The following is a 23,430-nucleotide window of genomic DNA, read 5'->3' on the forward strand; positions in this document are numbered from 1 at the left end:
ACGATGGCTTATCAATCACAGGATATCATTCGCCGTTCGGCAACGAACGACCTGACGCCTCCCCCGCAGGCGCGTGACCACCAGCAGGAGGTGGCCAAGCTGATTGACGTCACCACCTGTATTGGCTGCAAAGCCTGCCAGGTGGCCTGTTCCGAATGGAACGACCTGCGCGATGAGGTCGGCAGTAACGTCGGGGTGTATGACAATCCCGCCGATCTGAGCGCCCAATCCTGGACGGTGATGCGTTTTTCCGAAGTGGAGGAGAACGGTCGGCTGGAGTGGCTGATCCGTAAAGATGGATGCATGCACTGCGCGGACCCGGGCTGCCTGAAAGCCTGTCCGTCGGAAGGGGCAATCATTCAGTACGCTAACGGCATCGTCGACTTCCAGTCTGAGCAGTGCATCGGTTGCGGTTACTGCATTGCTGGCTGCCCGTTCAACGTGCCGCGCATCAACCCGCAGGATAATCGGGCGTATAAATGTACGCTGTGCGTCGACCGGGTCAACGTGGGCCAGGAACCGGCCTGCGTGAAAACCTGTCCCACTGGCGCCATTCACTTCGGCAGTAAAGAGGCGATGAAAACACTGGCGGCAGAACGCGTTAGCGAACTCAACACGCGCGGTTTTGCCAACGCCGGTCTGTACGATCCGGCGGGCGTCGGCGGCACCCATGTGATGTATGTGCTGCATCATGCGGATAGGCCCACGCTCTATCACGGGTTACCGCAGGCTCCGGCTATCAGCCCGGCGGTCACCTTCTGGAAAGGCGTGTGGAAACCGCTGGCCGCACTGGGCTTTGCCGCCACGTTTGCGGCAGCCGTGTTTCACTATGTCGGGGTGGGACCAAACCGGGCCGAAGAAGAGGATGAGGAGGAAAATCCATGAAACCACGTCAGCGTATTCAGCGCTACAGCGCACCAGAACGGCTTAATCACTGGTTGATGGCATTCTGTTTTCTTCTCGCGGCAGTGAGCGGATTAGGTTTTTTCTTTCCCTCCTTTAACTGGCTGATGAACATCTTCGGCACGCCGCAACTGGCGCGCATCCTGCATCCCTTTGTGGGCACCGTGATGTTTATCACCTTCCTGCGGATGTTTTTCCGTTACTGGCGGCACAACCTGTTCGACAGGCAGGACATGATTTGGATGAAAAACATCCATAAAATTGTGCAAAACAAGGAAGTGGGCGATACCGGGCGCTATAATTTCGGACAGAAGTGCGTATTCTGGGCTGCTATCGTCAGCTTAATACTGCTGCTTGCCAGCGGCATTGTTATCTGGCGGCCTTACTTTGCCCCTGCTTTCAGTATTCCGCTGATCCGTGCCGCACTGGTGGTGCATTCTGTTGCGGCGGTGGTGCTGATTGCGGTGATTATGGTGCATGTCTATGCCGCCCTGTGGGTAAAAGGCACGATAACCGCGATGGTCGAAGGCTGGGTCACCACCCGCTGGGCCAAAAAACACCACCCGCGCTGGTATCGTAGCGAGCAAGAGCAGCAACACCGGCAAAAACAACAGGAAAAAGGCCCCTGATGACCATTCGCATTATCCCGCAGGACTCGCTGGAGAAAAGCGATCTGATGACGGCGGAGACCATTCCGCCGCTCCTTTTCCCCCGGCTAAAGCAACTCTACAGCCGCCGAGCTGCGCGTTTGCGCCAGCTGGCGGAGAAAAATCCGCTAGGTGACTACCTGCGCTTTGCGGCGGTGATCGCCACCGCACAGGAGATCGTTCTGTATGACCATCCGCTACAGATGGATCTACGAGGGCGCCTGGAAGAGAGCGCACGTCTGGGTAAACCGCCGCTGGATATCAGCACCCTGCCGCGCGACGCGCACTGGCAACGACTGTTGCATTCGTTGATCGCCGAGCTGAAGCCGGAGATGACCGGCCAGGCACTCTCCGTGCTGGAAAACCTGGAGAAGGCCTCCGTCTCCGAACTGGAAGCCATGGCCAGTGCGCTGTTCGCCAACGAGTTCGCCCAGGTCAGCAGCGATAAATCCCCGTTTATCTGGGCTGCGCTGTCATTGTACTGGGCACAGATGGCGGCACTGATCCCAGGAAAAGCACGGGCAGAAGCGGGTGAACAACGTCAGTTTTGCCCGGTCTGCGCCAGCGTGCCGGTTTCCAGCGTGATTCATATGGGCAGCCCCCAGGACGGCCTGCGTTACCTGCACTGCAATCTGTGTGAAAGCGAGTGGTATGTCATGCGCGCCAAATGCAGTAACTGCGAACAAACGGGCGATCTGCATTACTGGTCGCTGGACAGTGAAACGTCAGCGATTAAAGCCGAAAGCTGCGGCGACTGCGGCACCTACCTGAAGATGCTGTATCAGGATAAAGACCCGGCGGTTGAGCCGGTCGCAGACGATCTGGCGTCGCTGATCCTCGATGCACGTATGGAGCAGGAGGGCTTTGCCCGCAGCAGTCTGAACCCCTTTTTATTCCCCGGAGAGTAGGCTATGAAGCTGATCGGCAATTACACCAGTCCGTATGTGCGCAAAATCTCCGTGATGCTGCTGGAAAAAGGCATCACCTTTGAGTTCGTCAATGAGTCTCCGTGGCACGAAGGCAGCCATGTCAAAGACTATACTCCGCTGGGGAAAGTCCCGGCGCTGGTCAGTGATGATGATGACGTGTGGTACAACTCGTCGATTATCGCCGCTTACCTGGAACTGCTGCATCTCGACCCGGCCTTTTTGCCCGTCGATCCACGCGCCCAGCTTGCGGTCCGCCAGCTGGAAGCGCTCGCCGATGGCGTCTGTGATGCCGCGCTGTTAATCGTGCGCGAACAGCAGAAAGATCCGGACCAGCAGTCCACCAGCGAAATGCTGCGCCAGCGCGATAAAATTCAGCGCGGGCTGGATGCGCTGGAAGCGGCCGCAGTGGAAGGTAAATGGCTGAACGGTTCACAGATCTCGCTGGCCGATATCGCTACCGCCTGTACGCTCGGTTACCTGAATTTCCGCCGCGTGGCACCGGGATGGAATGTGAACCGACCTTCGCTGGTCAAGCTTGCCACTACCCTGTTTCAGCGCGACAGCTTTGCCCGTACGGAGCCGCCAGCAACCTGAGCCTGCCGATGAAAATATTGTTCAGCCAGCTTCCCTCTATTGACAGCCTGTTACGTCAGGCTGAATTTCAGGTGCTCAGCGATCGCTGGGGACACCGCCAGCTGGTCACCCTGCTGCGTGAGTTACAGCAGCAGGCCCGCCAGCATATTCAGCAACACCAGCAGCTTCCTGACTGGTGCCACAACTGGGCACAATACGCCAGCCAGCGGCTGGAGCAAACAGGCAGCAGCGGGCTGCAATCGGTGCTGAATCTCAGCGGTACGCTGTTGCATACCAATCTCGGGCGAGCGTTGCTGGCCGAGCCGGCCGTTGACGCGGTGACCCGCGTAATGCGCTCGGCGGTAACGCTGGAGTACGCGCTGGATGATGCCGGACGCGGCCACCGCGATCGCGCGCTGGCCGACCTGCTCTGCCAGCTAACAGGGGCAGAAGACGCCTGCATTGTGAATAACAATGCCGCAGCCGTACTGTTGATGCTGGCAGCCCTGGCACCGGGTCAGGACGTGGTGGTATCACGCGGTGAACTGGTCGAAATTGGCGGCGCGTTCCGCATTCCCGATGTGATGACTCAGGCAGGTTGCCGGCTGCGCGAAGTCGGCACCACCAACCGCACCCATCTGAAGGATTATCGCGAAGCGGTGAACAGCGATACCGCGCTGCTGATGAAGGTGCATACCAGCAACTATCAGGTGCAGGGCTTTACCAAAGCGGTCAGTGAGGCCGAACTGGTGGCGCTGGGCAACGAATACAATCTGCCGGTCATCAGCGATCTCGGCAGTGGTTCGCTGATTGACCTGACACAGTATGGGCTGCCGCCGGAACCGATGCCGCAGCAGATGATTGCCGCAGGCGTCAGTCTGATCAGTTTCTCCGGCGATAAGCTGCTCGGCGGCCCACAGGCAGGCATTATCATCGGCAAAAAAGCGCTGATTGCCCGTCTGCAACAGCACCCGCTGAAGCGCGCACTGCGGGTAGACAAAATGACCCTGGCAGCGCTGGAAGCCACATTACAGCTCTATCTGCACACGGAGAAACTGGCACAGCAGCTGCCAACGCTGCGGCTGCTGACCCGCACACAGTCCGAGATCGCCCATCAGGCGCAGCGGCTTTTACCTGTACTTCAGACCGCACTGACGGGGCTGTTCCTCGTAGAAATAGCTGACTGCCTGTCACAAATTGGCAGCGGTTCGCTGCCGGTTGAACGGCTGCCGTCCGTGGCGCTGACGCTCACTCCGACGAACGGCAGCGGCAGCACACTGCAGGCACTGGCAGACAGGCTCCGCACCGGTGACGTCCCCATCATCGGGCGTATTCACAGCGGTCGTCTGTGGTTCGATCTTCGAACACTGGAAGATGACGCGCTCTTTATCAGGATGATGACGTCATGATTATTGCCACGGCTGGCCATGTTGATCATGGAAAAACATCACTGCTTCAAGCCATTACAGGTGTCAATGCCGATCGCCTGCCGGAAGAAAAATCCCGCGGCATGAGCATCGATCTAGGCTACGCATACTGGCCTCAGCCCGACGGGCAGACAATCGGCTTTATTGACGTTCCCGGCCATGAAAAATTCCTCAGTAATATGTTGAGTGGTATCGGCGGTATCGATCACGCTCTGCTGGTCGTCGCCGCCGATGATGGCATCATGCCGCAAACCCGTGAACATCTGGCGATCCTGCAACTGAGTGGCCAGCCTGCGCTGACCGTCGCCGTGACCAAAAGCGACAGCGTGGAACCCGCACAGCGTAAGGCCGTCGATCAGCAGATCCGCCAGCTAACCCGGCAACTTGGCTGGGAAAGCGTCGCCCTGTTTACCACCAGCACAGTCAACGGGGAGGGCATTGCTGAACTGAGCCACCATCTGCGCCAGCTGCCCGAACGCCCTCTGTGGCAGGATCAGGCCTTCCGTCTGGCGATTGACCGGGTGTTTAACGTTAAAGGGGCAGGCGTGGTGGTAACGGGCACTGCGTTGTCCGGTGACGTGCGCATCGGTGATTCCCTGTGGCTGACCGGCATGAATAAACGGGTGCGGGTGCGCAATCTGCATGCCCAGAATCAACCCGTGGAACAGGCCCACGCAGGGCAACGCATCGCGCTGAATCTCAGCGGTGGGGTGGAAAAAGCGGAAGTCAGTCGCGGCGACTGGCTGCTGACCACCGCTCCCGAACGGCCCTGCGGGCGGGCGATCGTCAGCCTTCAATCCCATCAACCGCTGCATCAGGGTCAGTCACTGCATATTCATCATGCAGCCAGCCATACCACTGGCCGCATCTCGCTTCTGGACGATCGTTTTGCCGAGTTGCTGTTTGACAACCCGCTGTGGCTGGCCGGTGATGACCGGTTAATCCTGCGGGATATCAGTGCGCGCCAGACGCTGGCCGGGGCGAGAATCGTGCTGCTGGCCCCGCCGAAGCGAGGAAAACGCCAGCCCGCGTTCCTCGACTGGCTGCACCAGTTGGAAAAAGCCGCCAGTCTTGAACAACGGCTGGAACGGCTGTTACAGCCCCATCCCTGGCGCATGGATGCACTCCACTGGTTTTTTCAGCGTAACGGAGAGGCCATCACTGCCTCACTCAATAGCGCGACGTTTATACAGGCCGCCGATTATCTGCTGCTGAGGCAAACCCAGCGAGAGTGGCAGTCAGAGCTGCTCAGCACGCTGGAAAATTATCATCAGCAACACGGCGACCGTCCGGGTATTGGCCGCGATCGCCTGCGACGTCTGGCATTCCCTGGTCAACCCGCGGAGCTGGTGCTTGCACTGACGGACCAGTTGATCGCTGCGAAGCAGATGATTAACAATCGTGGCTGGCTGCACCTGCCCGATTTCCGTATCCGTTTTGATGACCGGGAGGCTGCGATCTGGCAACAGGCAGAACCCCTGTTCGGCAGCGAGGCATGGTGGGTGCGCGACCTGGCGGCGCAGCTGGGCTGCGATGAGGAGCTGATGCGCCAGACGCTGCGTAAAGCGGCGCAGAGCGGTGCCATTACCGCTATCGTTAACGATCGGTACTACAGTCATACGCAGCTGACCCGCTTTGCTGGTCTTATCTTTCAGCGTGCTGAAACAGGCCTGGGCACCCGCGCCGGAGACTTCCGCGATCAGCTGGGCACAGGCCGGAAACTGGCGGTGCAGATCCTCGAGTTTTTCGACCACTGTGGCTTCACTCAGCGCAAAGGCAATGAACATTTATTGCGCGACAGCCAGATGTTCCGCTAGAATGCTGGATAAATAACCAGTAAAGGGAAGAGTACAATGCAACGTTGTGGCTGGGTTTCTGCAGATCCGTTATATATCGCCTATCACGATACGGAATGGGGCGTGCCTCACACCGAAACGCAGGCGTTATTTGAAATGATCTGCCTGGAAGGTCAGGTGGCGGGATTATCCTGGCTGACCGTACTGAAAAAACGCGAAAACTATCGTCGCCTGTTTCATCATTTTGATGTCCGGAAGGTGGCGGCGATGAACGATGACGATATTGAGCGGCTCATGCAGGACAGTGGCATTATCCGCCACCGGGGGAAGATCACGGCGATAATGGCTAACGCACGTGCGCTGTTGGCAATGGAAGCCGCCGGAGAAGACTTTAAAACGTTTATCTGGAGTTTCGTTGATCATCAAACTCAGGTCAGCCGTTTTACTGACTATCGCTCTGCCCCCACCACCAGCGCCATCTCGGACGCTATGTCAAAAGCACTGAAAAAGCGTGGCTTCAAATTTGTCGGTTCCACCACCTGTTACTCCTTTATGCAGGCCTGCGGGCTGACCAGTGAACACACCACGACCTGCTTTTGCCATCCCGATAACAATAAGTAGCTTTCACTTACAAATTTGGGAATAAGCCTACGTATTTCCCTCTCATTTCATCGGCATAATGATCGCGTTTACGGGCAATTTTGTCCACTTGCTGCGAATGAGAGGGATCCCCTGATGAAGAAGAAAAGCGTCATTACACTTGCCCTGGTGCTGTGCGGCACCCTGAGCGTGGCGGGCTGTACTACCAACCCTTACACTGGCGAACGTGAAGCGGGTAAATCCGGTATTGGCGCGGGCATCGGTGCCGCGTTGGGTGCAGGCGTTGGCATGCTCTCCTCGTCGAAGAAAGACCGGGGTAAAGGCGCCTTGATCGGTGCTGCTGCCGGAGCGGCTCTGGGCGGTGGTGCAGGTTATTACATGGATGTTCAGGAAGCCAAACTGCGCGATAAAATGAAAGGCACCGGCGTGAGTGTGACGCGTAATGGCGACAATATCGTGCTGAACATGCCAAACAACGTCACCTTTGACAGCAGCAGCAGCACGCTGAAACCCGCGGGTGCCAATACGCTGACCGGCGTAGCGATGGTGCTAAAAGAGTATCCAAAAACCGCAGTTAACGTCATCGGCTACACCGACAGCAGCGGCAGCCGTCAGCTGAACATGACGCTCTCCCAGCAGCGTGCTGATGGCGTAGGAAGTGCACTGATCACTCAGGGCGTTGCGGGCAACCGCGTGCGCACTCAGGGAATGGGGCCTGATAACCCTATCGCCTCGAACAGCACCGCAGAAGGCAAAGCGCAAAACCGTCGCGTTGAGATTACCCTCAGCCCGCTGTAAGCGTCTCACTACCCGGCACGCCCTGCCGGGTAGTTATTCCTGTTTTTGAGAATAATTGCGCTATATCGTAGTGAGCTTTAACAATGTGTGCTACCCTGCGCAGAAATTGATCACCCACACGCCGCCGCACACATGTCACTCAAAGCCATCGCCAGCGCACTCGGCCTCTCCGTTACCACCGTCAGTCGGGCTCTTAATGGCTATGACGACGTGGCAGAAGAGACGCGTCAGCGAATTCAACAAGAAGCCAGACGGCGCGGATATCGCCCGAATGCTGTCGCACGCCGCCTGAAAACCGGACGCACCAATGCCGTAGGTCTGCTTTTTCCCGTCACTCCCCTGCCGTTTAACGATATTAGCTTCGTCGAAATGATGGGCGCCATCGCGCAATCGCTTGCGCAGTCCGATGTTGATCTGCTGATCATTGCCGACGATACCCATGACGACCATCGCGGTATGCAACGAATGCTGCGCACACACTGCGTGGATGCGCTGATTGTTGCACACACTGCGCGACACGACAGTCGCCTGATTAAACTGCAACAGCTGGGCTTCCCGTTCCTGGCGCTGGGCCGCAGCGAGCTGGCCTCCCCTTATGCCTGGTTTGATTTCGATAACTACGCTGGGCCAGCCCTGGCCGTTGCGCATTATGCCGATGCCGGACTGCAACGCTTCGCTTTGCTGGGCAGTCATCACGATCAAACCTTTGTTGACCAGCGCCGCCAGGGATTTCTTGATGCGCTGGCGCTACGCGGCCTGGCTCAGGATGCATGCTGGCGGATCGAGCCAACCCGCCGGGAAGGCTATCGCCTGACCCGTCAGTTGCTGGCACAGCCGCAGCGCCCTCAGGTGATCATCACCGACTGCAATATGCTGGGTGACGGCGCAGCCATTGCCCTGCGGGAAGCAGGTTTCCTCACGGGCCCGCAGCGCGTTGAGCTGGTGGTCTACGATGGTCTGCCCGCGGATTCAGTGATCGCCGATCCGGTCACCAGTATTGTTCAGGCCACGCGCCCCGATGTCGGTCAACAGGTGGCAGAGATGGCACTGAGGCTGATTGAGGGAGAAGACGTCAACACGTTACAAGTGTTGTGGCAACCGGCGCTGAAACTGCCCTGATGCTGCCGTCGGGCGGCAGTTGTGGTAGGCTCGCGCAATCATCACCATCAGGGAAAATCATGAATCGTAAGGCCGCGAAAGCCACCATCAGCGATGTCGCTAAAGCCGCGAACACCGGGAAAACCAGCGTTTCGCGCTATCTTAACGGTGAACTCAGCGCACTCTCCATCGACCTCAAAACACGTATTGAACAGGCCATCGCCACGCTCAATTATCGCCCCAGCCAGATGGCTCGTGGCCTTAAACGCGGACGGACCCGGCTTATTGGCCTGATTATCGCGGATATTACCAATCCCTATTCGGTGAATGTGTTGAGCGGCATTGAAGCAGCATGCCGCGCCAACGGCTTTACCCTGCTGATGTGTAACACCAATAACGAAGTGGATCTCGAAAGACACTACCTCAACCTGCTTAACAGCTATCAGGTGGAAGGGATTGTGGTGAATGCGGTCGGTATGCACGAAGAGGCGCTAAATCAGCTCCAGCAATCGCTGCTGCCGATGGTGTTGATCGACCGTAAAATCCCGGATTTTGACTGCGATGTCGTCGGCCTGGATAACCGCACGGCGGCCCTGATGGCCACGGAACATCTGCTGGATATGGGATACCAGGCCGTGCTGTTTATCAGCGAACCACTGGGCCTGGTGAACACCCGACTGGAGCGTGTGCACAGCTTCCGCGAGCGTATGGCACAGCATCCTGATCTCGTGGCTGAACAGGCTGAAGTTGCCCTCGGCGACGGTGAGCGTCTGGAAACGGTACTCCATGCGTTTTATCAGCGCCATCATGCGGCCCCCTGTGCGGTTATGGTCGTCAATGGGGCGCTGACACTTCAGGTTGCCCGCGCACTGCGCCATCTGGAGCTCAACTGGGGCGAGCAGATCGGCCTGCTGGGCTTTGACGAACTGGAGTGGGCCGAACTGGCCGGTGTCGGCATCACGACCCTGAAACAGCCCACCTGGCAGATAGGGTATGCAGCCCTGGAACAGGTGCTGAAACGCGTTGGCGGTGACGATGCTCCCCGCCATGAACAGGTGTTCAGCGGCGAACTGATTGTACGTGGATCAACGCAAAGGCTGACGCGCTAAAACAACGATGATCCTGCCGCCTTGGCCACCCGACAGGATCCCTCATCGACCCCACCTCGCCCTTTGTCTGCGCCCCCCTCTGACGCCCTTTTTTAAGATTTTTCCCTACTCTCAAACGCTCACATCGTGAGCGCGATCATAAATTACTGCACTGATCCTTTCTTTTGGAACCGGTTCCATCTAACGTTTTTAGCAGAACAGGTGGATATTTCCCGGAGAACCCCATGAAAAGAGAAGTCATCGTTGTCACCGCCGCCTATGGACAAAAGCAGGTCGCCGCGCTGGGTGGTCAGCAGGCGCTGCTACCGATTATTGCCGCCGCAGGCGCCGACGGCGTAGAGATCCGCCGCGAGCTTTTTAGCGAACAACAGCTGGCGACCTTGCCGCTGCTGGCAGAGGCCATCCGCGCCGCCAGGCTGGTCACGTTCTATTCCGTGCCGGAAGCATTGTTTATGGCCGATGGTTCACTGAATCCACGACTCGACCAGCACTTTTCTGAAGCAGAGCAGCTTAATGCCCAGCTACTAAAATATGCGCTGGGCAACTATCAGCCCGATTTCGAATGTCATGAGCTGCGCAGCAAACTCGCCGGAAAAAAAGTGCATCTGGTGGTGGAAAACGATCAGACCGACTGCGGAAAACTGGCCGCCCTTGACCGCTTCTTCCACGCCTGCGGCGAAAGCCGTACCTGTAACGGCATGACCTTTGATATGGGCAACTGGTTGTGGGTGGGTGATAAGCCCCTGGAGGCCGCCAATCGCTTAAACCGCTACGTCAGCTACATTCATGTCAAAGCCGCTGTGCCTGAGGGCGAAAGCTGGCGCGCCGTTGCACTGGATGACGCTGATGATCTGTGGCGCAAAACACTGGCACTGTTGCCATCAGACGTGCCGCGCGCCATTGAGTTTCCGCTGGAAGGGCCGGACCTGGTGGCGGTCACTCGCCACTATGTTGACCTGCTGCGTGAGGAATAAATCATGAGTATTGATGCGAACCATCCGCTGGATGTGGTCACCCTTGGCGAAGCCATGGCGATGTTTGTGGCCGATGAGTGCGGCGATCTCGCCAGCGCCAGCCATTTCAGCAAACGTATTGCCGGGGCGGAACTCAATGTCGCGATCGGCCTCGCCCGTCTTGGCCTGAACGTGGGCTGGGTCAGCCGCATCGGCGACGATGCCTTTGGCCGCTTTACCTGCCAGCAGCTGGACCACGAAGGTGTCGATCGCCGTCTGGTGACCACCGATGCGCGTTATCCCACTGGTTTTCAGTTGAAATCGAAAGTCGACGACGGTTCAGACCCCCTGGTGGAGTACTTCCGCAAAGGCTCTGCCGCCAGCCACCTCTCTGTGGCTGACTTTACCCTCAACCCTGGCTACTTCACCTCTGCCCGTCATCTACATCTCAGCGGCGTAGCAGCAGCCCTCTCTGACAGCTCGCTGGCGCTGTTACAGCAGGTGGCCCGTGAGATGAAAGCATCCGGTAAAACAATTTCTTTCGACCCCAACCTGCGTCCGGTGCTGTGGTCCAGTGAACAGGAGATGGTGAAACAGCTCAATGGTCTGGCGCAGTTTGCCGACTGGGTGCTGCCGGGTATTAAAGAGGGCCAGATCCTGACCGGCCACACGCAGCCGGAAGCCATTGCCGACTTCTACCTGGCGATGGGCGTGAAAGCGGTCGTGATTAAAACCGGCAGCGACGGGGCCTGGTACAAAACCGCCGATGGCGAGAGCGGCCAGATAGCGGCGATCAGAACGGATAACGTTGTCGATACCGTCGGTGCCGGCGATGGGTTCGCCGTTGGCGTGATCAGCGCCTTACTGGAAGGAAAATCGTTACCCGCAGCGATACGGCGCGGTAACAAAATTGGTTCGCTGGCCATTCAGGCCATCGGTGACAGTGAAGGATTACCGACGCGCGCCGCGCTGGGTGATTTCTAACACCGTCACAACCCGGAAAAACAAACCGCATCGTCCCCTACAACAGAATGCGGCCACCGAGGAAGACTTATGAAAAATCAGACAATCGCGCCGAAACGCTGGTGGTACATCATGCCCATCGTGTTTATCACCTACAGCCTGGCGTACCTGGATCGTGCAAACTTTAGCTTTGCCTCCGCCGCAGGAATTAATGAAGACCTCGGCATCACCAAAGGCGTCTCCTCGCTGCTGGGCGCGCTGTTCTTTCTGGGCTATTTCTTCTTCCAGATCCCCGGGGCGATCTATGCCGAACGACGCAGCGTAAAAAAACTGGTGTTCTGGTGCCTGATTTTATGGGGCATCTGCGCCACGCTGACCGGGATGGTCAGCAACATTCCGATGCTGGCCGCCATCCGCTTTACACTGGGCGTGGTGGAAGCGGCGGTGATGCCTGCGATGCTGATCTACATCAGCAACTGGTTTACCAAATCAGAGCGTTCACGCGCGAATACCTTCCTGATCCTCGGTAATCCGGTCACGGTGCTGTGGATGTCCGTGGTTTCGGGTTATCTGATTAACGCCTTCGGCTGGCGTGAGATGTTTATTATCGAAGGCTTCCCGGCGGTAATCTGGGCGGTGGCATGGTGGTTCCTGGTGCAGGATAAACCAGCACAGGCCAAATGGCTGAGTGATGCAGAGAAAGCCGCACTACAGGCGCAGTTGCAGAAAGAGCAGGAGGGCCTGAAAGCGGTTCGTAACTACGCTGAAGCCTTTAAGTCACGAAACGTCATTATCCTGTGCGCACAGTATTTTTGCTGGAGTATTGGCGTTTATGGTTTTGTCCTGTGGCTGCCTTCCATTCTGCGTAACGGCACGCAGATGGGCATGGTGGAAGCCGGCTGGTTGTCCTCAGTGCCTTACCTGGCCGCGACCATCGCCATGATTGTCGTCTCCTGGGCTTCGGATAAGTTACAAAACCGCAAATTGTTTGTCTGGCCGTTACTGCTGATTGGTGCAATGGCCTTTTTAGGCTCATATTTGGTGGGACCCGGTCATTTCTGGCTATCCTATGCTCTGCTGGTGATCGCCGGGGCCGCGATGTATGCCCCTTACGGGCCGTTCTTTGCCATTATTCCTGAAATGCTGCCGCGCAACGTGTCCGGCGGGGCAATGGCGTTGATCAATGCGATGGGTGCCCTGGGCTCCTTCCTCGGTTCCTGGGTGGTGGGCTACCTCAATGGTGCCACCGGCAGTCCGTCGGCCTCGTATATTTTTATGGGCAGCGCCTTACTGGTTTCCGTCTGGCTGACGTTGATCGTGAAACCCGCACAGAATAAACAGATGCCGCTGCCTCATGGTGCAAAACAGGCTTAATCTATCGACTACCTGAACAGAGAGAATCGAATGAAACCGAATGTAGTGCTTTATAAGTCGTTACCGGACGATCTGCGCGCACGGCTGGATGAACATTGCCGTGTGACTGAAGTGAACGACTTAAGCCCGGAAACCCTCGCCGCTCATGCCTCCGCGTTCAGTGAAGCAGAAGGTATTCTGGGATCGGGCGGTAAAGTGGATGCCGATTTTTTACAGCACATGCCGAAGCTGCGTGTAGCCTCAACGGTGTCCGTGGGTTATGACAACTTTGACGTGGCGGCGCTGAATGATAACGGCGTCCTGCTGATGCACACGCCAACCGTGCTCACCGAAACCGTTGCCGATACCATGATGGCGCTGGTCCTCAGTTCAGCACGTCGCGTGGTGGAAATGGCTGAGCGCGTCAAAGCGGGTGAATGGCAAAAAAGCATCGCCCCTGACTGGTACGGTGTAGATGTGCATCATAAGAAGCTGGGCATCCTCGGCATGGGCCGCATCGGCCTGGCGCTGGCGCAGCGTGCACATCTTGGCTTCGGTATGCCCATCCTCTATAACGCACGCAAACAGCATCCTGAAGCTGAACAGCGTTTTGATGCGCACTATTGTGACCTCGATACGCTGCTGGCGGAGTCTGATTTCCTCTGCATCAGTCTGCCGCTGACAGCGCAGACCCACCATCTGATTGGCCGTGAGCAACTGGCGAAGATGAAGAAAAGTGCCGTGCTGATTAACGCCGGACGTGGCCCGGTGGTTGATGAGCAGGCGCTGATTGCGGCCCTGAAAGACGGGACGATTCATGGCGCAGGGCTGGATGTATTTGAGCAGGAACCGTTACCGGTTAGCTCTGAGCTGCTGCAACTGCGCAACGTGGTGGCGCTGCCGCACATTGGCTCTGCCACGCATGAAACGCGTTACGGTATGGCAAAAGACGCCGTGGATAATCTGATTGCCGCGTTAAGCGGTAAGGTCGAGAAGAACTGCGTGAACCCGCGTTAATCTCGGGTTGCGTAGGACCCGAGCATTTTTTCGATCGGCATGACAGCGGGCGGGGCATGCCCCGCCCCTACGGTTACCGTTCCCCTGCCCACATTTGTACGGGGAAGGCATGCCTGACCCTGCGGTTACCGTTCCCCTGCCCACATTTGTACGGGGCAGGCAGGCATGCCTGACCCTGCGGTTAGCGTTCCCCTGCCCACATTTGTAGGGGTCAGGCATGCCTGACCCTGCGTTTATCGTTGGAATTATTCTTTCGCGATAGGCGTTTCGCTGATGGCGACAGTTTCATCCCCCTGGATCTGCTTCACGCGCTGTTCCACCTTCTGCACTGCGCTGGCATCTTTCAGCAGCGTATAGGTCAGCGTGAATGTGGTGCTCTGCCCCGGCTGTAGCTGTTTCACCCGTCCCTGCTCTTTCTCAATGGTGACCGGATAAGCATAGTTGGTGCCCGGCTCAATCCCGGTGACATAGCCCTGTTTCAGGGTGTCGGTATTCTTCCACATAGTCAGCAGCGGAAGCTGATGGGTATCAAACTCAATCGAGGCACCTTTATCGCCTTTACTGTTGATCACCGCCGCCACGGTTTTCCCGTTGCTGTCGGCTTTCGGCGTCAGGTTGAACACCATCTCATCAAAGTCTTTGGTCGGTGCACCGTAAACATTCCAGCCATCCAGCCCTTTTTTGGCGTAGTCATTAAACGGCGACACGGATTTCAGTGGCGCAATAAACCGCGCATCTTTTTCAAGGATCGGCGTGCCGAAGTTGCTGTGATAGATAATCTGGTAGTCGTGCGGATAATCGGCCTGATTGGTCAGCACATCATGCACGGTAAAGGCATCTGACCCCGGTACATAACGCAGCTCCGTCCAGGTTTCGAGATTCGCTTTTTTGAAGGTCGTCTCTTTCAGCAGACCACGAATGCGGATTTCATGCGGTGCTTTATCATCAACGATCACTTCAACCTTAGAGGCTGGTGTATTGCCTGCTTTACCGTGAAGGGTGTAAATCACGCCGTCTTTGGTCACCGGGTGGCCGGTCCACTCAAAGCCGCAGCGCACCATCATTTCGTTAAAGCCTTCAAGCCAGCCCAGCCCGTTTCGGCTTTCCAGATTGATGTTAGCCGGGTTAACCACTTCCTTCACCGGGGAATCCCAGCCCAGACGAACGCCGTGGCCCGTGACTTTTAACAGATCCATGCCGCGCGTCGGGCTGAGGCTGATGGTCAGGCCGTTTTTACTGGTGATAGTCAGCACTTTGGAGCCTTCCTGCTTGCCGCCATGCAGAACTTTTTGCTCAATGCTGAAGCTTTCACCCGCCAGCTTCAGCTGCTGACTATTAATCTGCCAGTTTCCCTTCTCCGTACTGCTTTCAGCATCTGTCAGCAACCAGCTTTGCGCTGCTGCCTGACCGCTGATCACCGCCATCACTACCCCTGCCAGAAGTGTTTTTTTCATGGTTCTTGTCCTTTAGCTGAATTGATTAAGCTTTATGGAACCACAGACTACAAATCAGCGTAGGATAAAAACGTGACAGGTATCACCGACTGATTTATTGGGTGTTTTAACTCGTCCAAACGTGCACCAGGTCACTAAATAGTGCGCCAACTGATCGATATACATGAGTAACTGTGATGAACATCCTTCATGCGTACCAGGAAATTTAAACGATTCAGCTAAAACAGCCTCTGCCTGTCGCTCATCCCATTAAAGGCCTGCCCGCAGTGAACAAGTGCGATCGCCTGTCCCCGCAATATTGCATCCCACAGATGCTGGCGTTAAGGTGGTCACCCGTTGTAGATAACAAGTGATTAACAGGGTATGAGCTTTTCGGCATTTGGTGAAAAATTTACGCGCCATTCAGGTATTACGCGCCTGATGGAAGATATGGGTGAAGGTTTGCGGACCCCCGGCACGGTGATGCTGGGTGGCGGAAATCCTGCGCAAATCCCGGCGATGAACGACTACTTCCAGCAGTTACTGCAACAGATGCATGATGAAGGCAAGCTGGCAGAAGCCCTGTGTAATTATGACGGGCCACGCGGTAAAACCACGTTACTGGATTCGCTCTCAACCCTGCTACGCGAACAGCTCGGCTGGGATATTGCCCCGGAAAATATCGCCCTGACCAACGGCAGCCAGAGCGCTTTCTTCTATCTGTTTAACCTGTACGCTGGCCGCCGCGCTGACGGCAGAAAAAAACGCGTGCTGTTCCCGCTGGCTCCTGAATACCTCGGCTATGCCGATGCCGGGCTGGATGAAGATCTGTTTGTCTCCACGCGGCCGAATATCGAAATGCTGCCGGAAGGCCAGTTCAAATACCATGTGGACTTTGAACATCTGCATATCGGTGAAGATACCGGGCTGATCTGCGTATCGCGTCCGACGAATCCGACCGGGAACGTGATCACCGATGACGAATTACTCAAACTGGATGCGCTGGCACAGCAGCATGACATTCCACTGCTGATTGATAACGCCTACGGCGTGCCGTTCCCCGGCATTATCTTCAGCGAAGCCCGTCCGCTGTGGAACCCCAATATTATTCTGTGCATGAGTCTGTCCAAACTTGGCCTGCCTGGCGCACGTTGCGGCATTATTATTGCCGATGAAAAAGTGATCTCGGCGGTCAGTAATATGAATGGCATTATCAGTCTGGCACCCGGCAGCGTCGGACCGGCGATCGCCAATGAGATGATCCAGCGCGGTGATTTGCTGCGACTGTCGGAAGAGGTGATCAAGCCGTTCTACCAGGAACGTGTGATCCAGACTATTGCCGTTATTCGCCGCTATTTATCGCCTGAACGCTGCCTGATTCATAAGCCCGAAGGGGCCATTTTCCTCTGGCTGTGGTTTAAAGATCTGCCGATCACCACGGAAGTGTTGTATGAGCGGTTGAAAAAGCGTGGTGTGTTGATGGTGCCGGGGCATCTCTTCTTCCCGGGGCTGGAGCAGGAGTGGCCACATACGCATCAGTGCATGCGCATGAACTATGTGCCGGATAGCGATAAAATTGAGCAAGGCATTACGATTCTGGCCGAGGAAGTCGAGCGGGCACATCGCGAAGGATAAAATAAAGGCCACCCGCTGACGCGAGTGGCCCGTTAACAACAGCGTATTATTTCAGAATTTCGATGCGGCGCGGTTTATGGGCTTCGGGTACCACGCGCTCCAGGTCGATATACAGCAGGCCGTTTTCCAGTTTGGCATTGCGCACATGTACGTGTTCGGCCAGCTGGAATTTGCGCTCAAAGTTGCGTTCGGCAATACCCTGATACAGGTAGGTGCGCTCCTGCTGCTCGTCCGGGTGCGATCCGCGTACGCTGAGAAGATTATCGTGGGAGGTAATCTCCAGTTCACTCTCAGCAAAGCCGGCGACGGCAATCGTAATACGGTAGTTGTTTTCGCCCACCAGCTCGACGTTGTATGGCGGGTAGCCACCATTGTTGGTGCCCTGGTTTTGGCTGGTTTCCAGCAGGTTGATCAAACGGTCAAAACCAATGGATGAGCGATAAAGTGGGGCAAGGTCAAAATTACGCATGTTACAGCTCCTGATATTCAGCGAGTAAGGGGTGTCGGCCCTCCATAATGGACGGGTCGTCGGTTCAGAAAACACTGCCCTGTCGGCACAGGTTTTACTGACCGTAAAAATAAAATGGTGATGAAATCGATGCTTTCAAGGGGAGAAATTACGATTTTTTTACCTGAAAGCAGCGAATGACATACACTCAGGGATGAGTTCGCCGGGCCATCGTGTCAGCCACCGCAGAGTGGTCAGGGTCAACCCACGCGCCGGTAATGAGTCTCAGCCAGGTTGCAAAGACTGAAGGGATAATCAAGATGAAAACATTGAAGAAGAGTCATATTGCCGGATTTGTCGCCTGTATGTCGCTGGTCAGTACCAGCGGTTGCTCAAGCGTGATGATGCACAGTGGTCCCAGTGATGGCTACTACCCTGGGACGCGGGCCAGTGCAGACGTACTGACCGACAAAGACAGTGGTTGGGTGATGAAGCCACTGGCGGCGCTCGATCTGCCTTTCTCTGCCGTGCTGGATACGTTACTCCTGCCGCTGGACTATTACCGCTCCGGTAATAGCGACTCGCCGCGTGAACGCGTACGCCGCAGCGAGGAGGCAAATCATACCAACGAAGTCATGTCGCAGACGATGGCGCCTTACGCCGCTAACACGTCTGTACCGTAAAGATCTGACGGTAATCACTGCCGTCACGCAGATATGCCACAGATCGCCCATCGGGGGAGAACACCACGGCATCCGCCACAGGCGCAATATCACTGCGTCGGGTAATGCGCCGCAGTGTTCCGCTGGCCACCTCACAAAGGGTAATGCTGTTGTCGCAGACAAAGACCAGCTGTTGCCCGTCCGGGTGCCAGCTAAATGCTGACTGAATATCATGCTCACTGTGTGTCACCTGACGCGGTTCGCCGCCCAGCGGTGAGACCGTCCAGAGTTGTACTATCCCGGCATCATCTTTCATCAGAAACGCAATGGCACTGCCATCTGGTGAACTGCGTAGCCAGTGACGCGGCGCAGTAGCAAGACCCGGGAAGCGGCGACCGTGGGTAAATGTCAGACGACGCTGCTGTACCCCCTTCGGCGGGGCAGGCAGTTGGGTGGACGTCCCTTCCAGCGGCTCATCGCCCGCTATCGCGAACGCGGCATTGCTTTCCGGCAGATCGACGATAAAGACTTCCGGCACTTTTTCACCTGTCTCCGCAACGGTGTCACCAATAAATGCCAGCGCCCAGCGCTGACGAACGCCGTCGCCGCGCAGATAACCCTGATGGCCAATCCAGCCCTCTTCATAGGCGCGGGTGATCTCATCGCTGCCCGGCTGAGGTGTCACCGTGGTCCGGCTGACCAGCACGCAGTAGTGGCTGCCATCATATTCACGCGGGTGATCGATCGGTGGGCACACCGCATGCAGCGGTACCGCCACCCCCACGTTACGCAGATCCTGCGCCACATCCCACTCGTGCATCACATGGTCGTTATAGGTAAAGCTCAGGCGTGAACCGTCCGGGCTGAACACATGCACATGAGAACCACCACGCAGTGCACCGGCGGTAAAAGGCGGGGTGATATCGCAGGCATCAAGGTTTTCCGCCACGCCCTGCTGAATAATCACACCGCGACGATGGTGGAAATCATAGTGCCACTGGCTGTCCGGGTGTTCCGGTCCATGAATGCACACATAGCGCGCAGGCAGATCAGGGCTGGCCGTGACCACACCCACATGTGCACCATCACCGACCTGATAGAGCACTTCCGTTTCACCGCTGACAACGTTGACCCGTTCAATGGTCAGCCCGGTAAATGAAGCGCCAGAGGGGCGTACGTCATATACCAGCCACTGGCTGTCTGCCGTCCAGACGTTAATATTGGTCAACTGATGATGACGCGGGGAAAAGGTAAGCTGTGTTTCTTTCATGGAAGGAGGCCCTTAACACGGTTTTGCTAAGGGTAATGCATTCGGCGGACTTAGGGTATCCGCCGTCTTACAGCAGGCAATGAATTACAGCACAAACTTCTCAATGGCGACGGCAACGCCATCTTCAAGGTTGGATGTGGTGACAAACTGCGCGATGGCTTTGACGGCGTCGATCCCGTTGCCCATCGCGACGCCTGTTCCGGCAAACTCCAGCATCGCGAGGTCGTTTTCCTGATCGCCGAGCGCCATCACTTCTTCACGCTGTAAACCAAGACGGTCGGCCAGCGCTTTCACCCCGGCACCTTTATTAACCTGTTTATTCAGAATTTCCAGGAAGTAAGGTGAGCTTTTCAGGATGGTATTACGCGCTCTGGCTTCGGCAGGAAGGCGGGCAATCGCCGCATCCAGCAGTTCCGGCTCATCAATCATCATCACTTTTGGGAAGGTCATGGAGGTATCCATCTCCTCCACCGGGCGATAACGCAGCGGAATGCCAGTCAGGCTGGCTTCATGAATGGTGAAACGGCTGATATCTTTGTTCGCGGTGTACAGATGGGTCTGCGTCAGCGCCTGGAAATGTACACCCAGTTCGCGTGCCAGCTGTTCGTAATAAAGATAATCGTCAAAGCTGACCGCCACTTCTGCAACGCATTCACCGGTATCGGCCTTCTGCACCAGTGCGCCATTATTGCTGATGCAGTACTGCCCTTCCTGTTGCAGACCCAGCTCCGCCAGGTAGCGCTGGATACCGATAAACGGGCGACCCGTTGCCAGTACCACCGCCACGCCTTTATCGCGTGCCGCCTGAATCGCCTGCTTCACTCGCGGCGTCACTTCGTGCTGCGGGTTCAGCAGCGTGCCGTCCATATCAATCGCAATCAGTTTAATCGCCATACCATCCTCGTTAGCTAACAATTTGTCACCATGCTAGCGCGATTCAGCTCACGATGACCAGTCTGATCACGGAATGAACGGCACGTCGCCATCAGTGGCGCGTGGCCAGCGGTTTATTCACAAAGAAGCCATAGCTGATCGCACCCATCATCAGCAACCCGGCGCCCAGCAGGAACACATTGGTGAATTTACCCGTCATATCCAGAATCACCCCGGTAACAATCGGTGCCATTGCCGCTCCCAGGAAACCGCCGAAGTTCTGAATCGCCCCCAACGACGCGACCTGATCTTTCGGTGCAATATCCGTGGCCAGTGTCCAGATGGCGCCCTGTGGCATCTGAGAGCAGAAATAGCCCAGCGACAGCAAGGTAATCGCCAGCGGTGTGCTCTCCACAAACGGGATCGGCGCAACAAAGCAGGCTGCCAGCGCCGCACCCGCCACAATCGGGATCTTACGTGCATGGATCGCTTTCATTCCGCTGCGCACCAGTTTATCAGAGAGCATTCCCCCCACCAGCACACCCAGAATCCCGGCAAAGAAAGGTATCGAGGCAATCCAGCCAGTCTGTTTCAGGCTGAAACCCAGGGATTTCTCCAGATAGCTTGGCAGCCAGGTCAGGTAGACCCAGATGGTGAACATAATCGAGAAGTTACCGATCACCATAAACCAGGTAGTACGGTGCTTAAACAGTGCGCCCCAGCTGGTTTTTACCGGCTTCTCGCCCTCGGCAGTCACGCTACGGTGGCCGGCATGAATCAGTGCATCTTCACGTGCATCCGGGTCACGGTAGAATTTCCACCACGCCAGCATCAACGGAATACCCATCAAACCAATCGCCATAAACATGCCGCGCCAGCCGAAGCTCAATAACAGGACGGTGAGGATCGGCGGAGCAATGGCGTTGGCAATCTGCGAACCGGTGTTGATGATCGAGGTCGGCAGGCCACGTTCTTTATCGCCAAACCAGCGATGGGTGATTTTAATACCGGAGGTAAAGAACGGCGATTCAGAAATACCCAGCAGCATACGCAGGCCATAAAACACCGAATAACTGTTCACAAAAGCGGCGAGGAAGGTAAAGCCAGACCACAGACCCAGCGCCCAGGAGAACATGCGTTTCGGGCCAAACTTATCCACCAGCCATCCCGCAGGCAGGTTAGCCAGCGCGTAAGGCCAGAGGAAGGCGGACAGTAACAGCCCCATTTCCGTCTGCGAGAAGCCGAACTCGGCAGCGATCGTGGTATTGGCAATGCTGAGGTTGGCGCGGTCAAGGTAGTTCACCACGGCGGCCAGCAGCAGGATCAGAATGATGCCCCAGCGCAGACGGGATATCTGCGGCGGGTTGGTGGTCAATGGCTGCGTGCCAGAGGCAGTAACAGAGGCATTTTTCATGAGGTTCTCTCGTCAGTAAACAGGCTCAGGTGGATTTTGATCACCGCTTTGCGGAGGCGGGAAACACCGTGGGTCTGGCAACAGGGGCGATGAACATCATGGGGAAACAACACCACAAAGGTGTCGGCTTCCAGCGCAATCATCGATTCATTATGGGTCTGGTGATAAAACACAATATCGTGCTGCTCTGCGCGGTCTTCGACCACCTCGTGAGAGGGGTGCGCACGCGCCACGCCGATCGTCTCTTCACCGGAGAGCAGATACTGAATATCGACGTATTTGAAATGCGACTCGGCACGCATCTCGCTGGCCGGGACGGTGTCCATCGTCTGGTACAGACAAAACATTTTGTTCTCAGGAAGGATGTCGAACTTACCGGGTTCCAGCGCGGAAAAATCCGTTGCTGCAATCCATTCCAGAGCCTGGTTAATGACCGGATGCAGGGTATGACGTTCCCTCGCCCAGTCGTTGCGATCGCAAAAAATCATGGTTTTAGTCCCGTTTTCACTCGCATCGAACGAGTTTTTGTTATTTGTTTAGCGGGTTGTGGGGTACAGCGGGCGGCCCCTGACAGGGCCGCCCGGCGCGAAGGTTAGCCCGCGATTTTCTTTTGCCACAGCGCAGTGCCCTGCTGGATTTGATCCAGCAATACGCCGAGGCCCCAGAATTTTTCCAGCACGTTATCTTTATTCACCCGGCAGAACTCACTGTCGAACGTGCCGAGCTGCTGGTGATAAATTTTGGCGTTTTTCGGGTAGCCGAGGGTTTCGGTTACCGCAGACAGTGACAGGAATAACGACAGTTCCTGCGCTTTCTCCGGCTGCTCTGCGCCATGGTGGTAGAGCCAGTGATACAGCTCAGGATGGAAGTTAGTGAACACACCGCTGAACCCTTTGGAGCCGGACTGGATGGCGGGCCAGGCAATGGCGGCATTGGCATTGATGATATTGAACGGTGTGCCTTCAGCCAGTTTCACGCGGCGCTGTACGGTAGGCAGGTCGCAGCTCACATCCTTCAGCACCACAAAACGGCCGCTGTTGGCGCAGAAGCTGAACTCTTCATCGGTCAGCAGGCGGCGATACGGCGCCGGGCACTCATACAGACCCAGAGGCATGGTCACCGGCAGGGCTTCCAGCAGGGCGTTCAGCGTGGAGAAGAACACCTCACTGCCTTCATTTTTCGGGTCCAGATGGTTGGTGACCAGCACCAGCGCATCAATGCCGGTGTTGGCCATCGCGCTCAGTTCGGTAATCTGCGCATCCAGCGCATCGCTGATATGACCGGAGGCAATGACCGGTACGCGACCCTGGACTTTTTCCACCACAAATTTTGCCAGCGCTACGCGCTCGTCCAGGCTGAGGAACTGCATTTCGCTGGACTGGCAGACAGCAAACAGCGCATCCACGCCCTGTGTCAGATACCAGTTAATCAGCCGCTCAAGGCCAGGGTAGTCAATCTGGTTATCAGCGGTAAACGGCGTCAGCATGACGGGAACAATACCTTCAATCTTCTTCATTTGGTTCTCCTGA

General features: G+C 56.5%; 23 protein-coding genes. 16 read left to right on the plus strand and 7 right to left on the minus strand.

The annotated features are described in order from the left end of the window. Window positions 1-3 precede the first annotated feature (3 nt). The 14 genes from fdxH (at window position 4) to ghrB (ending at window position 14,166) form a co-directional block, all read left to right on the plus strand. The gene (fdxH, locus tag HHI26_RS19120) at window positions 4-885 is read left to right on the plus strand and encodes a formate dehydrogenase subunit beta (protein ID WP_159338264.1); all 882 of its coding nucleotides are present in this window, start codon (window positions 4-6) and stop codon (window positions 883-885) included. After that, window positions 882-1,532 carry a formate dehydrogenase cytochrome b556 subunit gene (fdoI, locus tag HHI26_RS19125; RefSeq protein ID WP_159338265.1) on the plus strand — a complete coding sequence of 217 codons (651 nt, stop codon included), beginning with the start codon at window positions 882-884 and terminating at the stop codon, window positions 1,530-1,532. The genes fdxH and fdoI overlap by 4 nt, the downstream gene beginning before the upstream one ends. Further along, window positions 1,532-2,458, plus strand: coding sequence for a formate dehydrogenase accessory protein FdhE (gene fdhE, locus HHI26_RS19130; protein ID WP_159338266.1), 927 nt, complete (start codon window positions 1,532-1,534; stop codon window positions 2,456-2,458). The genes fdoI and fdhE overlap by 1 nt, the downstream gene beginning before the upstream one ends. A gap of 3 nt (window positions 2,459-2,461) precedes the next feature. Beyond that, window positions 2,462-3,073, plus strand: coding sequence for a glutathione S-transferase (locus tag HHI26_RS19135; RefSeq protein ID WP_133844765.1), 612 nt, complete (start codon window positions 2,462-2,464; stop codon window positions 3,071-3,073). Then, a complete protein-coding gene (selA, locus tag HHI26_RS19140) occupies window positions 3,070-4,461 on the plus strand; it encodes an L-seryl-tRNA(Sec) selenium transferase (RefSeq protein WP_171149549.1) in 1,392 nt (463 codons plus the stop codon). Before HHI26_RS19135 ends, selA begins: the two co-directional genes overlap by 4 nt. Continuing rightward, the gene (selB, locus tag HHI26_RS19145) at window positions 4,458-6,296 is read left to right on the plus strand and encodes a selenocysteine-specific translation elongation factor (protein ID WP_171149538.1); all 1,839 of its coding nucleotides are present in this window, start codon (window positions 4,458-4,460) and stop codon (window positions 6,294-6,296) included. The genes selA and selB overlap by 4 nt, the downstream gene beginning before the upstream one ends. Window positions 6,297-6,332: 36 nt before the next feature. After that, entirely contained in the window at window positions 6,333-6,896 is a 564-nt protein-coding gene (locus HHI26_RS19150; RefSeq protein ID WP_133844769.1) for a DNA-3-methyladenine glycosylase I, read from the plus strand. Between the two features lie 114 nt (window positions 6,897-7,010). Then, complete coding sequence (locus HHI26_RS19155; RefSeq protein ID WP_133844771.1) at window positions 7,011-7,673, plus strand: OmpA family lipoprotein; 663 nt, start codon at window positions 7,011-7,013, stop codon at window positions 7,671-7,673. A gap of 132 nt (window positions 7,674-7,805) precedes the next feature. Next, complete coding sequence (locus HHI26_RS19160; RefSeq protein ID WP_133844773.1) at window positions 7,806-8,792, plus strand: LacI family DNA-binding transcriptional regulator; 987 nt, start codon at window positions 7,806-7,808, stop codon at window positions 8,790-8,792. A gap of 59 nt (window positions 8,793-8,851) precedes the next feature. Beyond that, complete coding sequence (locus HHI26_RS19165) at window positions 8,852-9,880, plus strand: LacI family DNA-binding transcriptional regulator (RefSeq protein WP_133844775.1); 1,029 nt, start codon at window positions 8,852-8,854, stop codon at window positions 9,878-9,880. A gap of 224 nt (window positions 9,881-10,104) precedes the next feature. Continuing rightward, window positions 10,105-10,854 (plus strand): sugar phosphate isomerase/epimerase, encoded by a 750-nt coding sequence (locus HHI26_RS19170; RefSeq protein ID WP_133844777.1) that lies wholly within the window; start codon window positions 10,105-10,107, stop codon window positions 10,852-10,854. Between the two features lie 3 nt (window positions 10,855-10,857). Then, the gene (locus HHI26_RS19175; RefSeq protein ID WP_133844779.1) at window positions 10,858-11,817 is read left to right on the plus strand and encodes a sugar kinase; all 960 of its coding nucleotides are present in this window, start codon (window positions 10,858-10,860) and stop codon (window positions 11,815-11,817) included. Window positions 11,818-11,886: 69 nt separating this feature from the next. Further along, window positions 11,887-13,170 carry an MFS transporter gene (locus HHI26_RS19180; protein ID WP_133844781.1) on the plus strand — a complete coding sequence of 428 codons (1,284 nt, stop codon included), beginning with the start codon at window positions 11,887-11,889 and terminating at the stop codon, window positions 13,168-13,170. A gap of 30 nt (window positions 13,171-13,200) precedes the next feature. Continuing rightward, the gene (ghrB, locus tag HHI26_RS19185) at window positions 13,201-14,166 is read left to right on the plus strand and encodes a glyoxylate/hydroxypyruvate reductase GhrB (protein WP_133844783.1); all 966 of its coding nucleotides are present in this window, start codon (window positions 13,201-13,203) and stop codon (window positions 14,164-14,166) included. 245 nt (window positions 14,167-14,411) lie between these two features. Here the strand turns inward: ghrB and HHI26_RS19190 are convergent, their stop codons facing one another. Further along, complete coding sequence (locus tag HHI26_RS19190; RefSeq protein ID WP_171149539.1) at window positions 14,412-15,620, minus strand: aldose 1-epimerase family protein; 1,209 nt, start codon at window positions 15,618-15,620, stop codon at window positions 14,412-14,414. 363 nt (window positions 15,621-15,983) lie between these two features. Between HHI26_RS19190 and HHI26_RS19195 the strand changes: the two genes are divergently transcribed. Further along, window positions 15,984-17,234, plus strand: coding sequence for a valine--pyruvate transaminase (locus HHI26_RS19195; RefSeq protein WP_133844787.1), 1,251 nt, complete (start codon window positions 15,984-15,986; stop codon window positions 17,232-17,234). A gap of 46 nt (window positions 17,235-17,280) precedes the next feature. On the opposite strand, the gene ibpA is transcribed toward HHI26_RS19195, so the two are convergent. Further along, window positions 17,281-17,703, minus strand: coding sequence for a small heat shock chaperone IbpA (ibpA, locus tag HHI26_RS19200; RefSeq protein WP_133844789.1), 423 nt, complete (start codon window positions 17,701-17,703; stop codon window positions 17,281-17,283). 299 nt (window positions 17,704-18,002) lie between these two features. On the opposite strand from ibpA, the gene HHI26_RS19205 reads away from it, so the two are divergent. Continuing rightward, entirely contained in the window at window positions 18,003-18,365 is a 363-nt protein-coding gene (locus HHI26_RS19205) for a YceK/YidQ family lipoprotein (protein ID WP_133844792.1), read from the plus strand. Here HHI26_RS19205 and HHI26_RS19210 read toward each other — a convergent pair. The 5 genes from HHI26_RS19210 to HHI26_RS19230 all read right to left on the minus strand — a co-directional run bounded on the left by HHI26_RS19210 (window position 18,346) and on the right by HHI26_RS19230 (window position 23,417). After that, window positions 18,346-19,614: a DUF3748 domain-containing protein gene (locus HHI26_RS19210; RefSeq protein ID WP_133844794.1), complete on the minus strand. Its 1,269-nt coding sequence runs from the start codon at window positions 19,612-19,614 to the stop codon at window positions 18,346-18,348. The genes HHI26_RS19205 and HHI26_RS19210 overlap by 20 nt on opposite strands. Before the next feature lie 84 nt (window positions 19,615-19,698). Then, the gene (gene yidA / locus HHI26_RS19215; RefSeq protein WP_133844796.1) at window positions 19,699-20,508 is read right to left on the minus strand and encodes a sugar-phosphatase; all 810 of its coding nucleotides are present in this window, start codon (window positions 20,506-20,508) and stop codon (window positions 19,699-19,701) included. Window positions 20,509-20,599: 91 nt separating this feature from the next. Continuing rightward, window positions 20,600-21,901, minus strand: a complete 1,302-nt coding sequence (locus tag HHI26_RS19220; RefSeq protein WP_171149540.1) for an MFS transporter — start codon at window positions 21,899-21,901, stop codon at window positions 20,600-20,602. Next, a complete protein-coding gene (locus tag HHI26_RS19225; protein ID WP_133844800.1) occupies window positions 21,898-22,389 on the minus strand; it encodes a YhcH/YjgK/YiaL family protein in 492 nt (163 codons plus the stop codon). The genes HHI26_RS19220 and HHI26_RS19225 overlap by 4 nt, the downstream gene beginning before the upstream one ends. Before the next feature lie 104 nt (window positions 22,390-22,493). Next, entirely contained in the window at window positions 22,494-23,417 is a 924-nt protein-coding gene (locus HHI26_RS19230) for a dihydrodipicolinate synthase family protein (protein ID WP_133844802.1), read from the minus strand. Window positions 23,418-23,430 lie beyond the last annotated feature (13 nt).

Source organism: Erwinia sp. JH02, assembly GCF_013074405.1.
Lineage (GTDB): Bacteria > Pseudomonadota > Gammaproteobacteria > Enterobacterales > Enterobacteriaceae > Erwinia > Erwinia rhapontici.

Excerpts from the sequence above, each read along its gene's own strand:
- yidA (WP_133844796.1), bottom strand. The coding sequence starts at position 20,508 with ATGGCGATTAAACTGATTGCGATTGATATGGACGGCACGCTGCTGAAC.
- HHI26_RS19220 (WP_171149540.1), bottom strand. The coding sequence starts at position 21,901 with ATGAAAAATGCCTCTGTTACTGCCTCTGGCACGCAGCCATTGACCACC.
- HHI26_RS19175 (WP_133844779.1), top strand. The coding sequence starts at position 10,858 with ATGAGTATTGATGCGAACCATCCGCTGGATGTGGTCACCCTTGGCGAA.
- selB (WP_171149538.1), top strand. The coding sequence starts at position 4,458 with ATGATTATTGCCACGGCTGGCCATGTTGATCATGGAAAAACATCACTG.
- HHI26_RS19210 (WP_133844794.1), bottom strand. The coding sequence starts at position 19,614 with ATGAAAGAAACACAGCTTACCTTTTCCCCGCGTCATCATCAGTTGACC.
- HHI26_RS19135 (WP_133844765.1), top strand. The coding sequence starts at position 2,462 with ATGAAGCTGATCGGCAATTACACCAGTCCGTATGTGCGCAAAATCTCC.
- HHI26_RS19225 (WP_133844800.1), bottom strand. The coding sequence starts at position 22,389 with ATGATTTTTTGCGATCGCAACGACTGGGCGAGGGAACGTCATACCCTG.
- fdoI (WP_159338265.1), top strand. The coding sequence starts at position 882 with ATGAAACCACGTCAGCGTATTCAGCGCTACAGCGCACCAGAACGGCTT.
- HHI26_RS19160 (WP_133844773.1), top strand. The coding sequence starts at position 7,806 with ATGTCACTCAAAGCCATCGCCAGCGCACTCGGCCTCTCCGTTACCACC.
- ghrB (WP_133844783.1), top strand. The coding sequence starts at position 13,201 with ATGAAACCGAATGTAGTGCTTTATAAGTCGTTACCGGACGATCTGCGC.
- HHI26_RS19205 (WP_133844792.1), top strand. The coding sequence starts at position 18,003 with ATGAAAACATTGAAGAAGAGTCATATTGCCGGATTTGTCGCCTGTATG.
- HHI26_RS19195 (WP_133844787.1), top strand. The coding sequence starts at position 15,984 with ATGAGCTTTTCGGCATTTGGTGAAAAATTTACGCGCCATTCAGGTATT.
- HHI26_RS19165 (WP_133844775.1), top strand. The coding sequence starts at position 8,852 with ATGAATCGTAAGGCCGCGAAAGCCACCATCAGCGATGTCGCTAAAGCC.
- HHI26_RS19170 (WP_133844777.1), top strand. The coding sequence starts at position 10,105 with ATGAAAAGAGAAGTCATCGTTGTCACCGCCGCCTATGGACAAAAGCAG.
- HHI26_RS19155 (WP_133844771.1), top strand. The coding sequence starts at position 7,011 with ATGAAGAAGAAAAGCGTCATTACACTTGCCCTGGTGCTGTGCGGCACC.
- ibpA (WP_133844789.1), bottom strand. The coding sequence starts at position 17,703 with ATGCGTAATTTTGACCTTGCCCCACTTTATCGCTCATCCATTGGTTTT.
- HHI26_RS19230 (WP_133844802.1), bottom strand. The coding sequence starts at position 23,417 with ATGAAGAAGATTGAAGGTATTGTTCCCGTCATGCTGACGCCGTTTACC.
- HHI26_RS19150 (WP_133844769.1), top strand. The coding sequence starts at position 6,333 with ATGCAACGTTGTGGCTGGGTTTCTGCAGATCCGTTATATATCGCCTAT.
- fdhE (WP_159338266.1), top strand. The coding sequence starts at position 1,532 with ATGACCATTCGCATTATCCCGCAGGACTCGCTGGAGAAAAGCGATCTG.
- fdxH (WP_159338264.1), top strand. The coding sequence starts at position 4 with ATGGCTTATCAATCACAGGATATCATTCGCCGTTCGGCAACGAACGAC.
- HHI26_RS19190 (WP_171149539.1), bottom strand. The coding sequence starts at position 15,620 with ATGAAAAAAACACTTCTGGCAGGGGTAGTGATGGCGGTGATCAGCGGT.
- HHI26_RS19180 (WP_133844781.1), top strand. The coding sequence starts at position 11,887 with ATGAAAAATCAGACAATCGCGCCGAAACGCTGGTGGTACATCATGCCC.